10 protein-coding genes are annotated in these 15,142 nt (G+C 70.9%); 4 read left to right on the top strand and 6 right to left on the bottom strand.

The genetic code is table 11. From position 1 onward, the window contains the following. Positions 1–81 precede the first annotated feature (81 nt). The 6 genes from KJK29_RS09905 to KJK29_RS09880 form a co-directional block, all read right to left on the bottom strand. Positions 82–495 carry a roadblock/LC7 domain-containing protein gene (locus KJK29_RS09905; protein ID WP_003993185.1) on the bottom strand — a complete coding sequence of 138 codons (414 nt, stop codon included), beginning with the start codon at positions 493–495 and terminating at the stop codon, positions 82–84. Positions 496–505: 10 nt separating this feature from the next. Continuing rightward, complete coding sequence (locus tag KJK29_RS09900) at positions 506–3,838, bottom strand: sensor histidine kinase (protein WP_215118334.1); 3,333 nt, start codon at positions 3,836–3,838, stop codon at positions 506–508. Between the two features lie 377 nt (positions 3,839–4,215). Beyond that, positions 4,216–4,791 (bottom strand): GTP-binding protein, encoded by a 576-nt coding sequence (locus tag KJK29_RS09895; RefSeq protein WP_104781463.1) that lies wholly within the window; start codon positions 4,789–4,791, stop codon positions 4,216–4,218. Continuing rightward, positions 4,772–5,167: a DUF742 domain-containing protein gene (locus tag KJK29_RS09890; protein ID WP_053668780.1), complete on the bottom strand. Its 396-nt coding sequence runs from the start codon at positions 5,165–5,167 to the stop codon at positions 4,772–4,774. The genes KJK29_RS09895 and KJK29_RS09890 overlap by 20 nt, the downstream gene beginning before the upstream one ends. Positions 5,168–5,277: 110 nt before the next feature. Beyond that, complete coding sequence (locus KJK29_RS09885) at positions 5,278–5,691, bottom strand: roadblock/LC7 domain-containing protein (protein ID WP_030231800.1); 414 nt, start codon at positions 5,689–5,691, stop codon at positions 5,278–5,280. A gap of 9 nt (positions 5,692–5,700) precedes the next feature. Then, positions 5,701–9,534, bottom strand: coding sequence for a nitrate- and nitrite sensing domain-containing protein (locus KJK29_RS09880; protein WP_215118333.1), 3,834 nt, complete (start codon positions 9,532–9,534; stop codon positions 5,701–5,703). A 601-nt stretch (positions 9,535–10,135) separates the two neighbouring features. Here KJK29_RS09880 and KJK29_RS09875 point away from each other — a divergent pair. The 4 genes from KJK29_RS09875 to KJK29_RS09860 all read left to right on the top strand — a co-directional run bounded on the left by KJK29_RS09875 (position 10,136) and on the right by KJK29_RS09860 (position 15,140). After that, positions 10,136–10,327 (top strand): hypothetical protein, encoded by a 192-nt coding sequence (locus tag KJK29_RS09875; protein WP_215124621.1) that lies wholly within the window; start codon positions 10,136–10,138, stop codon positions 10,325–10,327. Between the two features lie 173 nt (positions 10,328–10,500). Beyond that, positions 10,501–11,277 (top strand): fumarylacetoacetate hydrolase family protein, encoded by a 777-nt coding sequence (locus KJK29_RS09870; RefSeq protein WP_215118332.1) that lies wholly within the window; start codon positions 10,501–10,503, stop codon positions 11,275–11,277. After that, positions 11,270–12,754 carry a glutamate--tRNA ligase gene (gene gltX / locus KJK29_RS09865; protein WP_215118331.1) on the top strand — a complete coding sequence of 495 codons (1,485 nt, stop codon included), beginning with the start codon at positions 11,270–11,272 and terminating at the stop codon, positions 12,752–12,754. Before KJK29_RS09870 ends, gltX begins: the two co-directional genes overlap by 8 nt. Positions 12,755–12,923: 169 nt before the next feature. After that, complete coding sequence (locus tag KJK29_RS09860; RefSeq protein WP_215118330.1) at positions 12,924–15,140, top strand: FlgD immunoglobulin-like domain containing protein; 2,217 nt, start codon at positions 12,924–12,926, stop codon at positions 15,138–15,140. Positions 15,141–15,142: the final 2 nt, after the last annotated feature.

The raw sequence follows: 15,142 nt of genomic DNA, 5'->3' as shown, positions 1-15,142 counted from the left end.
CGACTGTGCTGGCACCCATGGCTGTGGAGCCGCGTCCCGAAACTTTACGGCCACGGGACGCCAAAACGCACCGTCCGTCTGTTAGTTGAGCAGGCTCCCCTGGAGCTCCGCACGAAGGTCCGGTGTCAGGACCGTACCGGCTCGGTCCACCAGCAGCGCCATCTCGTACCCGATGAGGCCGATGTCCGCCTCGGGATGTGCGAGAACAGCGAGCGAGGAGCCGTCGGATACGGACATGATGAAGAGGAATCCCCGCTCCATCTCCACAACCGTCTGGTTCACAGCGCCTCCCTCGAAGATCCGGGAGGCGCCTGCCGTCAGGGACGTCAGACCGGAAGCGACGGCCGCGAGCTGGTCGGCGCGGTCGCGGGGGAAGCCTTCGGACATAGCCAGAAGGAGTCCGTCGGCGGAGACCACCACCGTGTGGGACACCCCCGGGGTGTTGTCCACGAAGTTGGTGATCAACCAGTTCAGGTTCTGTGCCGCCTGGCTCATCGGGCTCACACTAACGCTCCTGGTTGTAGGTGCTGTCAGGACCACCGTGCTGATTCCACGTGGCCTGGCCGTTCGTTTCAGTGCCTGCGTTGCGTCCGCGTTCCACGCCGCGCCGCAGGTTGCTCAGCCTGCCCCGGACGTCCTCCGGGGCGCGGGAGACCTGTGGGCCTCCCTGGGGGGTGCTCTCGGCGGCACCCTCGATCAGGTTGGCCTTGGGTACCCGCCTCGGCAGGCCGGAGGAGGTGACCCCGCCCGCCCTGGGCTTCCGGAGCTGCGAAGCCTGCTGCCACCGCTCGTCGTTCGCCGAGCGCCAGTCGCTGTCGCCGGTGCTCTCCGGGGCGGAGGCCTCAGGCTCCTGGCTCACGTGCCGCGCGCCGCCCGTGCCGTTCGCACCGCTCCCGGTGGAGCCGCGGCGGGGAAGTCCCGCGTCGGTCATCGAGTGGGCGGCGGAGTGGGCCGGTCCCGGACGGTCGAAGCCTACGCGGTCCTGCTCACTCGCGTCAGCGGCCTGCGCAGATTCCGTTTCCTGGGCCTGAGAAGGGTACTGGCTCGGGTAGCCGTTCTGGTAACCGTCCTGCTGCGGCCAGTCGTCCTGGTGACGGCGCTGCTCGAAGGCGGGGAAGCTCTCGCGCCCGCCCGCACCCTGCGCCGGGGGCTCCTCGTGAGCCGGCTCCGCATAGGAGGGCTCCGGGTAGCCGCCGTTCGGCGCGAAGGTGTCGTTCTGCGGCATGCCGCCGCCCGGCGCGAAGTACTGATCGCCGTACGCAGGCTGCTGCGGCTCCTCGTACGCCGTGTGCCGCTGCTCCTCGTACTGCGCCTGCTGGTTCTCGTACGTCGGCTGACGGTCGTACGCGGAGGGCTGCTGCTGGGGGTAGCCGGTCCGGCCGGTGTCGTAGGCCTGGCCGGTGTCGTAGCCCTGCTGCCCGTTGAACTCCTCGGGGTACGCGTGCCCCTCGTCGGGGTCCTGCGGGTTCCGTCCGGGCAGGGCGGGCTGCTCGTCGTGGGACTGGGCCTCCAGGGCCGCCCTGCGCTCCTCGCGCATCAGGGAACGGCCGACGGGGTCCAGCTCACGTATGTCGTCCGGGACCTCGGAGTAGCGGCTGTCGTCGAAGCCGAGCTCCGCCGCCGTACGCATGGGCTGCTGGTTGAAGTTCTCGCCGCCGCCGAAGTTCTGCTCCGGGATGATCTGCGAGACGGTGAACTCGTCGCGGTCCACATGCTGCTCGCCGCCACCACCGTGGGTGATCGCGTCGGGCAGCATGACCAGCGAGGTCGTACCGGCCTGCTCGCCCGAGGGGCGGAGCTGGACGCGGATGCCGTGCCGGTCGGACAGCCGGCCGACCACGAAGAGGCCCATGCGCTGCGAGATCGCGGCGTCCACGGTCGGCGGGTTGGCCAGCTTGTGGTTGATGTCCGCGAAGTCCTCGGCGGTGAGGCCGATGCCCTTGTCGTGGATCTCGATCATGACCCGACCGTCGGGGAGACGGGTGGCGGTCACGCGAACCTTGGTCTGCGGGGAGGAGAACGTCGTGGCGTTCTCCAGCAGCTCGGCGAGCAGGTGCACGAGGTCGGTCACGGCACGGCCGTGGATCTCGGCCTCCGGGACACCGGACAGCTCGATGCGCTCGTACTGCTCCACCTCGGAGGAGGCGGCGCGCAGCACGTCGACCAGCGGCACCGGCTGGTCCCAGCGGCGGCCGGGCTCCTCGCCGGCGAGGACCAGGAGGTTCTCGCCGTTGCGGCGCATACGGGTCGCGAGGTGGTCCAGGCGGAAGAGGTTCTCCAGCTGGTCCGGGTCGGCCTCGTTGTTCTCCAGGTCGGTGATCAGGGTCAGCTGGCCCTCGATCAGCGACTGGTTGCGGCGCGACAGGTTGGTGAAGATCGCGTTGATGTTGCCCCGCAGCAGGGCCTGCTCGGCGGCGAGCCGGACGGCCTCGCGGTGGACCTGGTCGAAGGCGCGGGCGACTTCGCCGATCTCGTCGGTGGTGGTGATCGGGATGGCCTGGACCCGGGTGTCGACGCGGCCGGGGTCGGTGCGCGAGAGCTGGTCGACCAGCATCGGCAGACGCTGCTCGGCGATGCCGAAGGCGGCGTTGCGCAGCTGGCGCATCGAGCGGCTCATCTGGCGGGCGACCGCGCCGGCCAGGATGAAGGCGAGGAGCAGCGCGACCACGACGGCGGCACCGGTGACGTAGGCGTCACGCTGGGCGTCGGCGGCGATGTCCGAGGCTTCGGCCACGGCCTTGTCGGCCATGTCCGCCTCGATCTTCTCGTACGCGTTGAACTTGAGCGTGTTGACCGCCCACCAGTTCTCGGCGGTGATGCCCTTCTCGGCGAGGGCGGCGCGGGCGCTCGGGTCGGTGTTCGGGAGCGTCGCGACGGCCGAGACCATCGTCGTCGGGTTGGCCGGCGGGGGCACGTAGTCCGGGTTCTTGGCCTTCGCCTCCCGGGCCATCGCGGCACCGTCGGTCTTGATCTTGGCCTCGGCCGCATCGAGCTTGTCCGCGTCCTGCTGGGTGCCACCGCCGATGTACTCCTGCACGGCGATGCGCTCGAGGTAGGCGTACGAGGACAGGGCGATGCGCTGGCTGGCCAGGTTGCCGTCGTCCGGGCCCGGCTTGATCAGGATGTGCATGCCGATGGAGCGCTGCAGCGACAGGGCCGCCTTGGTGAGCTCGATGGCGTACACGGTCCGGCCGTAGCTGGTGATGTTGCCGGTGCCCAGGCCGAGCTCGTTGGCGAACTCCGTCAGCGGGTGGGCGACCTCGACGTAGCCCTCCTCGGTCTGCACACCCTTGAGCTTGGAGGTGTACGCGACCTGGCGCAGCGTCTGCAGCTTCGGCTCCAGCTTGCGGAACACATCCAGCCGGCGTTCCAGACCGGGCTTCGCCGGCATGTTCTGGGCCGCGGCGTCGAAGTCGTCGGCCGCCTGGTCGGTGGCCTTGCGGAGCTGGGTGACGGTCGCCTTGTCCTGGGCCGTCTGGGCGCTGCCCTTCAGCAGGGGCGCCGCCGAGGTGTCGCGCTCGTTGTAGAGGGCGTTGGCGTACAGCAGGGAGGCCCGCACCAGACGCGCGGTGTTCTCCGCGTCCTCGGCCTCCTGCCAGGTGTCGATCGAGCTCTTCACCTGGAAGCCGCCCATGACGAGGCCGACCAGCACGGGTATGAGCAGGATCGCGTTGAGCCTGGTCGCCACGCGCCAGTTGCGCGGGGAGAGACGGCCGCTGCTCTCGGCAGGCGTGGCCGTCGGCTCCGAACCGGGCACGGGGGCGGGCGCCGCTGTGCGCGGCGGCGGGGTGAAGTTGCCCCGGGCCGACGGCTCGGGACTGTTCTTGCTTCGCCTCACTCGACCAACAACCTCTCGGCGGTCGGCACCAACGTTGTGCCGCAGTGTCTCAGAGCCCAACACGCCATCGACGGACGAGTGCGTCATTGACTATTGGGCAGTTCAGGCATTCCAGCACGACGACCTGCGCTCTTCCAAACAGTCCGAGGCAGGGAATCAGGGCCATGTAAGCCCCAGATAAAACGGTCATAAAGAGCGAGCCCCGCCAAAAGGCGGGGCGATTGTGCGCGCAGCGAGACCGGATGTGCGCGACGCGTGGCCGTACCACCAGATTCCTCTGCCGAAACGTTATGAACACCTTGGCCGACCGTGTCAAAGGACACAGCCGGCTCCGGTGCATCTACGACAACTGCCGTATGGCGCGCTCTGATTGGGTGCTACCTCAGCCGTGCCATCAAAGCGTGCTCGACCAGCGTGATCAGGGCACTCTTCGCATCGGCCCGGTGGCGGGCGTCCGTCGTGATGATCGGGGTGTCGGGCCCGATCTGCAGCGCCTCGCGCACCTCCTCCGGCTGGTAGGGCTGCTGCCCGTCGAAGCCGTTCAGCGCGACCACGAAGGGCAGGCCGCTGTTCTCGAAGTAGTCGACGGCCGGGAAGCAGTCGGCCAGCCGGCGCGTGTCCACCAGGACCACCGCGCCGATGGCGCCGCGCACCAGGTCGTCCCACATGAACCAGAAGCGGTCCTGGCCCGGCGTACCGAACAGGTACAGGATCAGGTCCTGGTCCAGGGTGATGCGGCCGAAGTCCATGGCCACCGTGGTGGTGGTCTTGTCCCCGGTGTGGGTCAGGTCGTCGATCCCCGCGCTGGCGGAGGTCATGACGGCCTCCGTGCGCAGCGGGTTGATCTCCGAGACGGCACCGACGAACGTGGTCTTGCCCACGCCGAAGCCGCCCGCCACCACGATCTTCGCGGAGGTGGTGGAACGACCCGCGTCAGAGCTTGCGAAGTCCACTGAGCACCCTTTCGAGCAGTGTCACGTCCGGTGCGCCGGTGGCGTCGTCGCCGCCCGGCTGGTGGATCGCGACGAGACCGGCCTCCGCGAGGTCCGCGACGAGGATCCTGGCCACACCCAGCGGCATGTTGAGCAGCGCCGAGACCTCGGCGACCGACTTCACCTCACGGCACAGGTGGCAGATGCGCTGGTGCTCCGGCAGCAGCCCCATGAGTGCCGCGGGGTCCGCGGTCGTGCTGATCAGAGCCTCGATGGCCAGCTGGTAGCGCGGCCGCGTCCGGCCGCCGGTCATGGCGTAAGGCCGTACCAGCGGCTGGTCGCCCTCATCCTCGTACGGCTCCGCGTACGGATCATGAGAGGCGGGGGGCGGGGTCATGGGTCCTCCGGGCGGGACAGCAAGTCGGTCAGTCGAGCCGTCTGACGGGGCCTGTGTGGGGTGTGTGGCGGCCGGACGGTGATGTGGTGAGACGGGTGGTGCCGGGCCGTTCAGTGGAGCAGACTGCCTTGGAGCTCGGCTCGCAGGTCGGGGGTGAGGACCGCGCCCGCGCGGTCGACCAGGAGCGCCATCTCGTAGCCGACGAGGCCGATGTCGCATTCGGGGTGTGCCAGGACGGCCAGTGACGAGCCGTCCGAGACGGACATCAGGAAGAGGAACCCCCGCTCCATCTCCACCACCGTCTGCGCGACGTCGCCCCCCTCGAAGATCCGGGAAGCGCCTGCCGTCAGGGACGTCAGGCCGGAGGCGACGGCCGCGAGCTGGTCCGCGCGGTCACGCGGGAAGCCCTCCGACAGCGCCAGAAGGAGACCGTCGGCGGACACGACGACGGTGTGGGACACCCCGGGGGTGTTGTCCACGAAGTTGGTGATCAACCAGTTGAGGTTCTGTGCCGCCTGGCTCATCGGACTCAACTAACGCTCCTGCTGGTGAGAGGGTCGAGGGAAGCTGCCGGTCTGTGTGGACCCGGCCTGACGACCCTGTGCGATACCGCGGCGGAGATTGGTCAGCCGGCCCCGGACGTCATCGGGCGCCCGGGAGATCTGCGGACCGCTCTGCTGCGCCGGTTGCTGCTGAGCCGTGCCCGCGACGAGGTTCGCCCGGGGTACACGACGCGGCAGGCCGGAGGTGGTGACACCGCCCGCGGCGGGCTGGCGGACGCGCTCGGCCTGGCGGCCGAGATCGTCGTTCGGTGAACTGCGCCAGCCGGCGGGGGCGGACGACCGCTGCGGACCGGTGGGTCCCTGCGGTTGCTGCGGGGCCGGAGCCGAGCCGTTGTTCTGCGGCTGCTGCTCCTGCTCCTGCTGGCCGTGTTGGCCGTGGAACCAGTTGGTCTCCAGTGTGTCGTACAGCGGCGTACGACCGTCGCCCGGACCGGAGGCCGGCGGCAGGGCCTCGGGCTCCTGCCGGGCGGGCCGGGCCTGCGGGGCGGGCGGGCGCGGGGCGCCGAAGTCCGCCGGGCCGCGGCCGCCGCCCGCCTGCGTCCGGTCGAACTGGCCCCTGCCACCGGGGTCGGCCGGGGTGGCCGGACCCGGAAGGGAGGGCCGGCCGGAGCCGTTGTCCTGGCGGGGTGCCGGGTACTGGCTGCCGTTGTTGTCCTGGCGCTGCCCCTGGTACTGGCCGGTCGAGCCGTTGTCCTGGCGCTGCGCGGGGTACTGGCCGCCGTTGTTGTCCTGGCGCTGCGCCGGGTACTGACCCGTGGAGCCGTTGTCGTAGGACTGCGGGGCCTGCGGGGCCGGGTACTGGCCCGTCTGGGGCGACGAGTCGCGGCGGCCGGCCGCGGAGCCGAAGACGTCCGGGCGGACGAACTGACCCGGGTCCTGCGATCCGTTCGTGCCGGTGGAGAACTGGTCCGACTGCGGCACGGCCGGGATCTCCGCCGTCGCGCCCGGACCCTGGCGGTCGTCGACGCGCGGCATCTGAGACGTACGGGCGACGTCCGGCTCCTCGTGACCACGCGGGGCGTCCAGCGAGGCACGCGGCACCGGCGGCTGGGCGTTCTCGTCGCTCCAGCTCGGCACGCGCTGCTGCGCGTCGCCACCGGGCAGCTCGGCCCGCGGACCACCGCGCGGCGGGAGCTGCGGCCGACGGCCCTGGCCCTGCTCGCTGTTGCCGCCCGGGTTCTGCCGGCCACGGCCGCCACCGAAGGCGTCCTGGCCCTGCGGCCCGTTGGTGCCCGCGGCCTGCAGGCCCTGCGGAGCGCCCGGGGCCTGTCCGAACCCGGCACCGGCCGGAGCCGGACGGCCCTGCGGCGGCCCGGAGGGGGCACCCTGATCGAACAACGACGGGGACTTCTCGGGACCCTGGGGCCCACGGGCTCCGCCCGGCGCTCCCGGACGGCCACCCTCGGCGTCCCGCCCGGGCAGCGCGGCCCGCGGGCTCTGGCCCGGAGCCAGCCGGCCCGCGCCGGACGCACCCGAAGCACCGGCACCGAAGGCACCGCCACCGGAGGGACCCGCCCCGAGGGCGCCACCGCCCTGGCCGCCACCGGCGCCACGCCGGGCCGCTGCCACACCGGCGGCGGCCTGCGCGGCGGCCGGACCACCACCGCCGAGCGGCGGCTGGCCGGGCTGCTTGGGCTGGGGCTTCCGGCCGCCCTGGGCGACATCGACGGGCAGCATGACCAGCGCGGTCGTACCACCGGAGTCGGACGGGCGGAGCTGGATGCGGATGCCGTGGCGCTGCGACAGACGGCCGACCACGAACAGACCCATGCGGCGGGAGACGGAGACGTCCACCGTCGGGGGAGAGGCGAGCCGCTCGTTGATCGCGGCCAGGTCCTCCGGCGACAGACCGATACCGGTGTCGTGGATCTCGATCAGCACACGGCCGTCGGGCAGGGCGTGACCGGTGACCTTGACCTTGGTCTGCGGGGAGGAGAACGAGGTCGCGTTCTCCAGCAGCTCGGCGAGCAGGTGCACGAGGTCGTTGACCACGCGGCCGGCGACCTCGGTCGTCGGCACGGAGGCCAGTTCGATGCGCTCGTACTGCTCCACCTCGGAGGCGGCGGCGCGGAGGACGTCGACCAGCGGGACCGGGCGGGTCCAGCGGCGGCCGGGCTCCTCACCCGCGAGGACGAGGAGGTTCTCACCGTTACGGCGCATGCGGGTGGCGAGGTGGTCGAGCTTGAACAGCGAGGAGAGCTGGTCCGGGTCGGCCTCGCGGGACTCCAGTTCGGAGATGAGCGAGAGCTGACGCTGTATGAGGCCCTGGGAGCGGCGCGAGAGGTTGGTGAACATCGCGTTGACGTTGCCCCGCAGCAGGGCCTGCTCGGCGGCGAGGCGGACCGCCTCGCGGTGCACGTCGTCGAAGGCCGAGGCCACGCGGCCGATCTCGTCCCGGGAGTGCACACCGACCGACTCCACGGACGTGTCGACGTCCTGCGGGTCGGACTCGGAGAGCTGCTTGACCAGCTCGGGCAGACGGTCGGAGGCGACCTTGGTCGCGGTCTCCTCCAGCCGGCGCAGCGAGCGGATCATGGAGCGGGCCACGACGAAGGCGCCGACGAGCGACACACCGAGCACGATCAGGATCAGCGCACCGGAGATGATCGCGTCGCGCTCGGTGGCGCTGCGCAGCTCGCGGGCCTTCTGTTCCATCTCCTCGAGCAGGGTGTGCTCGATGTTCTTCATCTGCTGGATCTTGGTGGAGCTGTCGTCCAGCCAGTCGCGGTAGGACCGCTTGTCCTGCTGGGCGAGACCGCTCGCGGAGACCAGGGCACGGCCGGCGTAGGTGTCGGTCGCCTTGATCGTGGAGTTGCCGCCGTCCTCGATCGGCTTCAGCAGCTCGGCGGCGGCGTCCTCGCCGTAGATGCTCTTGAAGCTGCGGATCTCGGACTTCTGGCTCTCCAGGGACGACTCGGCGTAGAGCCGGTCGTTCGGCGAGAGCTTGCCGGTCGTGGTGTTGCTCGCGGGCAGTGCCGCCGCGAGGGCCGCGCGCTGGATGGAGGAGTACTCCTTGGCGGAGGAGAAGGCCGCCAGGGCGCGGGTGCGCTGGATCATGTCCGGGTTGCTGGTCGCCTCGGCCATGTCCTGGGAGAGGTCGACCAGGTTCTCGATCAGACGGTGGTACGCCTCGATCGTCTGCGTGGAGTTGCCCTCGGAGGCGTAGGCGCTCTTGCGGATCTGCGCCAGGTCGCCCAGCTCGCCGGCGAGCTGGATGAGGTACTCGCGGACGCCCTTGAGGTTGCCGTCCTTGCTGGCGCTGTCGATCTCCTCGGAACTGTCGAGGAAGTTCTTCATCGCCCGGTCGGTCTTCTCACGAAGACCCTTGACCGTGAAGTCGGTCGCCTTGCCGCCGTGCGCGAGCGGGCCGGCCGACTGGTCGCGCTCCTCCTGGAGCGCGGCCGACAGCTCGGTGGCCTGCTTGGTCATGTCCGTCAGCAGCTTCATGTTGTCGAGCTGCTGGATGTCGTCCATGGACTGGTTGATACGCAGCGCGCCGAGCGAGGTGGCCGCGACCACCGGCAGCGCGAGCAGCGAGACCAGTCGGGTGGAGATGCGCCAGTTGCGCAGGGCTATTCGCGGGCCGGGGCCGGTGGGTCCCGTCGGCGGCTTCAGCGCCGGGGAGGGGTTGGAGGCCCCCGAGGGGGCCGATGGACCGGATCGCCCGGAGCGCTCACCGCCGTCGCCGGCCGAGCCCGGGTTCTGGGCGTGCTGGGGCGCGGGGCCGCCCTTCATGGCGCCAGTCCCGCCGTGCGGCTCCGGCTCCGCCGAAGCGCTGCCATCCCTCTTGAAACGTCCCTGCACTAGCGTCGCAACCTCTGGACCAGGCACCCCGTCGCGTGAGCGGCGGGGCACGGTGTCGGCGTTCTGGGGACGCCCTGAGTACGCCCCCGTGGTGGTCGTGAGTGACCGGCGCTGGCTCCCCCTTCTCGCCGCCACTCGGCGCGTCTGTGCGCCCCCTGTGCGCCGGCTCGATCCTGCGGCGGTCCGTGAGATTCCAGCACAGCACAGGATCTCCAACAAGGCCCGTAGGCCAGGCCGTGACATAGGTGACACCACGTGAGGGCCGGATCACCGGTCGTAGAAAGTGAGTTCGTCCATTTCGGACGTAAGCCCGCGAGTCGTCAGGGCGGGACGGGTGTCCCAGTCGCCATGATCAGGAGCGGAATGGTGGCTTCAGGGAGTCAATGTCCGTTTCGTGGGGGTGGGGCATGAGTCCGGATTGACCGATTCGGACTCTGATTCGTGAGGAAACTCACATGCCGATCATGGCCCCTCCGCGATTGGGCCGGGAATCCCATGTTTAGCCTGACGCTTTACAGCGATGGCAAAACCGACAAGCCGCGCCCGGCGCGAGGTCCACGGATCCGCCCGGCGCCGTCACAGGACAGGGTGCAAGTAAACAGTGACTACGACGACGATGTTCCACAAGATCGCCAACCCGCGACGCACGACGCTGGCGCACCTGGAAGGCGCCGACGAACTGCGGACGCCGGAGCAGCCGGAGCACAGCGTCGAACTCCCCGCCCAGACAGCCAACCCCAAGCGCACCATCCTCACCGAGGTCCCCGTCGCGGCCGCCGCGGCCGCGGTGTGACACCAGGTAATACGCGCACCGGCCGCCGACTGCTCAAGGCGGCGGGAGACGAACATCGAGGGCGCCCTCCGACGGCCGGGGGCGCCCTTCATCATGAGCGCGGCGCGGACACCCGCCCGCGTTAGCCTGGAGCGTCAGACTCCAGCCGCTTCAGTCAAGGGGCCAAGCCACCCGTGCGCATCGCCAGATTCTCCATCGACGGGAACGTCGCCTTCGGCGCCATCGAGGGCGAAAAGCAGGACGAGCTCGTCCTGGACATCATCAAGGGCATCCCGTTCGCGGACTTCGAACTCTCCGGTACGAAGGTGCCGGTGAGCAAGGTCAGGCTGCTGCCGCCGGTGCTCCCCAACAAGGTCGTGGCCTTCGGCCGCAACTACGCGGAGCACGCGCGCGAGCTCGGCAACGAGGTCCCCGACGCCCCCTTCGCGTTCTTCAAGCCCTCCACCTCGGTGATCGGCCCCGGCGACGACATCCAGTACCCCTCCTTCTCCGAGGAGGTGCACCACGAGGCCGAGCTGGCCGTCGTCATCGGCCGGATGTGCCGCGAGGTCCCGCGCGAGCGCGTCCGGGACGTGATCTTCGGTTACACCTGCGCCAACGACATCACCGCCCGCGACGTCCAGCGGCGCGAGAAGCAGTGGGCCCGCGCCAAGGGCTTCGACTCCGCCTGCCCGCTCGGCCCCTGGGTGGAGACGGACCTGGACCCGGCCGACCTCACCATCCAGCTCACGGTCAACGGCCAGCAGCGCCAGCTCGGCCGTACGAGCGAGATGATCCACTCGGTCGAGGACCTGATCGTCAACATCTCCGAGGCCATGACGCTGCTCCCCGGCGACGTGATCCTCACGGGCACCCCGGCTGGGGTCGGCCCCCTGAACGTCGGCGACGAGGTCGCCGTCACCATCGAAGGCATCGGCACTCTCACCAACAAGGTTGTCAAGCGTGGCTAGCGCACCCGGCACTCCCGTACGCGTCCGTTTCTGTCCGTCGCCCACCGGTAACCCCCACGTGGGCCTGGTCCGCACCGCCCTGTTCAACTGGGCGTTCGCCAAGCACCACCAGGGCACCCTGGTCTTCCGCATCGAGGACACCGACGCGGCCCGCGACTCCGAGGAGTCCTACACCCAGCTGCTCGACTCGATGCGCTGGCTGGGCTTCGACTGGGACGAGGGCCCCGAGGTCGGCGGCCCGCACGCGCCGTACCGTCAGTCGCAGCGCATGGACCTCTACAAGGACGTCGCGGCCAAGCTGCTCGACGCCGGCCACGCCTACCGCTGCTACTGCTCCCAGGACGAGCTGGACACCCGCCGCGAGGCCGCCCGCGCCGCCGGCAAGCCCTCCGGCTACGATGGCCACTGCCGCGAGCTGGCCGACGCCCAGGTCGAGGAGTACCAGGCCCAGGGCCGCGAGCCGATCGTCCGCTTCCGGATGCCCGACGAGACGATCACCTTCACGGACCTGGTCCGCGGCGAGCTGACCTTCACCCCGGAGAACGTCCCGGACTTTGGGCTCGTCCGCGCCAACGGCGCCCCGCTCTACACGCTCGTCAACCCGGTCGACGACGCCCTGATGGAGATCACCCACGTCCTGCGCGGCGAGGACCTGCTCTCCTCCACCCCGCGGCAGATCGCCCTGTACAAGGCGCTGACCGAGCTGGGCATCGCCAAGGAGACCCCCTCCTTCGGCCACCTGCCCTACGTCATGGGCGAGGGCAACAAGAAGCTCTCCAAGCGCGACCCGCAGTCCTCCCTCAACCTCTACCGGGAGCGCGGCTTCCTCCCCGAGGGCCTGCTCAACTACCTCTCCCTGCTCGGCTGGTCCCTCTCGGCCGACCAGGACGTCTTCTCGATCGACGAGATGATCGCGGCGTTCGAGATCTCCGACGTGAACCCCAACCCGGCCCGCTTCGACCTGAAGAAGTGCGAGGCCATCAACAGCGACCACATCCGGCTGCTGGACGTGAAGGACTTCACGGAGCGCTGCGCCCCGTGGCTGCGGGCCCCCTTCGCCCCCTGGGCCCCGGAGGCCTTCGACGAGGCGAAGTGGCAGGCCATCGCGCCGCACGCGCAGACCCGCCTCAAGGTGCTCTCCGAGATCACCGACAACGTCGACTTCCTGTTCCTGCCGGAGCCGGCGGTGGACGAGGCCAGCTGGACCAAGGCCATGAAGGAGGGCTCGGACGCCCTTCTGCGCACCGCCCGCGAGAAGCTGGAGGCCGCCGACTGGACCTCCGCCGAGTCGCTGAAGGAGGCCGTCCTGGCCGCCGGCGAGGCCCACGGCCTCAAGCTCGGCAAGGCCCAGGCCCCCGTCCGCGTCGCCGTCACCGGGCGCACGGTCGGCCTGCCGCTGTTCGAGTCCCTGGAGGTCCTGGGCAAGGAGCAGACCCTGGCCCGGATCGACGCGGCGCTGGCGAAGCTGGCCGCGTAACGCACCACCCACCACGAGGGCGGCGTCCGCTTCGGACGCTGCCCTCGTCGTGTCCGCCCAGCCGTCACCCGGAGTTCATCCTTCCGGCCGACTCCGGCTCCCCGAGGGGACCTTGGATGTCCCTCGTGCACACGGTGTGCGTGTGCGCCCTGGTACCGGGGGAGAGGCCATGAGCCGTTCACGAAGACTTGTCCACGCGGCCGTCGGCGGGGTGGTGGCCCTGTCCTGCACCGTGCTGACCACACCCGCGCAGGCGGCACCCGAGCCCGAGGCGCCGGTGGGCACGGTGCGCCTCGTCACCGAGAAGCGCGTGACCGTCGACTACCCGTGGGCCGGCGCCTCCGGCTTCCAGTACCGGCCGGGAACCACCACGGTCACCACGGTCGACCACCCCGACACGGTCCCGCCCGCCCACGCCGGCCCGGACGACCTGGCCAGTGGCACCGACGTGATGAGCACCCGCGCCGGCCAGACCGTCACCCAGCGGCACCGCTCCACGGGCGTCACCGCCACCGTCACGATCCCCTCCGGCCAGGCCTACCGCGCCGCCGTGGGCTGGAGCGTGCTGACCATGGACGGCACCGGCGCCCTGCACGTCCTGCGCGCCACCGCCGGCGGGACCACCGCGGACACCCCGGTCACCGGCTTCCCGACGGGCGCCCGGCCCGTCCACTACCGCACCGGCGGCTCGGTCACCCATCTCGCGATCGTCTCCGCGCTGGACGGCAAGACGTCCGTCGGCCTGGTCGACCTCTCCGACGGCGCCTTCCGCACGTACGTCACCACCGCCGAGGCCACCCCGCAGCTCGCCTTCAACGACCGCTGGCTGGTCGCCGACTGGAAGGCGATCCGGGTGGACGCCGGACCCGGCACCGAGCCCACCGCCCTCACCAGGACCGACGCCCAGCTCGAAGCCGTCGTCGGCGACCAACTCCTGCTCGGCAACCCGATGTTCGTCCTGGGCGGCACCGAGGCCGCCCTGACCGCCCGCTCCCTGGTCACGGGCGCCTCCAGCACCGTGCTCCCCTCGTCCTTCGGCGGAATCGGCCCCACCCTGGACGGCGGAGCCCTGGCCACCGCGGGCCCCTCCAGCCTCGACTGGGACATCCACCGGATCACCCTCACCGACAGCGGCGGCCTCACCACCACCAAGGTGGCCCGGGTCCCCGCGGCCTCCACCGGAGTGCAGGGACTGGCCGTCGCGGGCGGCGAGTTGTTCCTCTACGGCGCGACACCGGGCGCCTCGCTCCGCTACAACGGCTTCCAGCTCGCCTCCGACGGCCGTCCCACCGGCCGGCAGACCCGCCGCAGCCCGGCCCTCACCGCCCCCACCTGCCTCTCCGGCGACGCCGCCTGCCCCCAGCTGGAGGCCCTGGGCGACGGCCGGGTCGGCCAGCTCTGGACCGACGGGACGGGCCAGGAATCCGTCCTCAACGTCGGCCTCGACACCACCACCACGCTCAGCGAGGCCACGGACGGCGACTCCGGCGGCCGGATCGGCGGCGGCACCGGCCGCTACGTGCTCTACAACGGCGGTTCCGGCAAGCAGCGGATCGTCGACTTCCCGCGCGGCGCGACCGGCGGCGAGACCACCCTCACCCGCGACCGCACCGCCGCCGCCGTCTGGGGACAGACCCTGTGGACCCCGGGCAGCACCCAGGGCGAGGTCACCGGCCGCAACCTCAAGACCGGCACGACCACCACCCTCGCCACCGGCGCCCCCTGCACCCCCACCGACATCCAGGCCGTCAACACCTGGCTCTACTGGTCCTGCGGCAGCTCCGCGGGCGTCTATGACCGGGCCACGGGCCGCAGGATCACGGTCCCGGCCGACACCGGCCCGGCCCGCCTCGCCGACGGCTTCCTGCTCCGCGAGAACCGCGCCACCCACGACCTGCTGCTCACCGACTTCCACACCGGGACGGCCACCACCCGCACCCTGGTGAAACTGCCGGCCACGGACCAGAACACCGGCGGCAGCAACGGCCGCTGGGCCGTCGACCGCTTCGGCGGCCACATCGCCTACCTCAACGGCACCTACGGCGAGGTGTCGATCGTCCCCAGCGGCGTCCCCACCTCACCGCTCGCGCAGACGGAGGCCCAGGTCTACTCGCCGTCCGTGATCGGCAGATCGTTCCCCTGGTCACCGGTCTGGCAGCTCAACAAGCCCTCCACCTGGACCCTCACCCTGACCACGGCCTCCGGAACCACCGTCCGCACCCTGACCGGCACCTCCACCGGAGCCGCCGTACGCCCCGCCTGGGACGGCACCACCGGCACCGGCGCGGGAGCCCCCTCCGGCGCCTACACCTGGAAGCTCACCGCCCACCCCCGCGACGACCAGGGACCGGACCTCACGCTCTCCGGCACGATGAACCTGGGCTGAGC

The sequence above is a fragment of the Streptomyces koelreuteriae genome, from assembly GCF_018604545.1.
GTDB lineage: Bacteria > Actinomycetota > Actinomycetes > Streptomycetales > Streptomycetaceae > Streptomyces > Streptomyces koelreuteriae.
The sequence above is the reverse complement of the archived record's forward strand: the minus strand, read 5'-3'. Positions and strand labels throughout refer to the sequence as shown.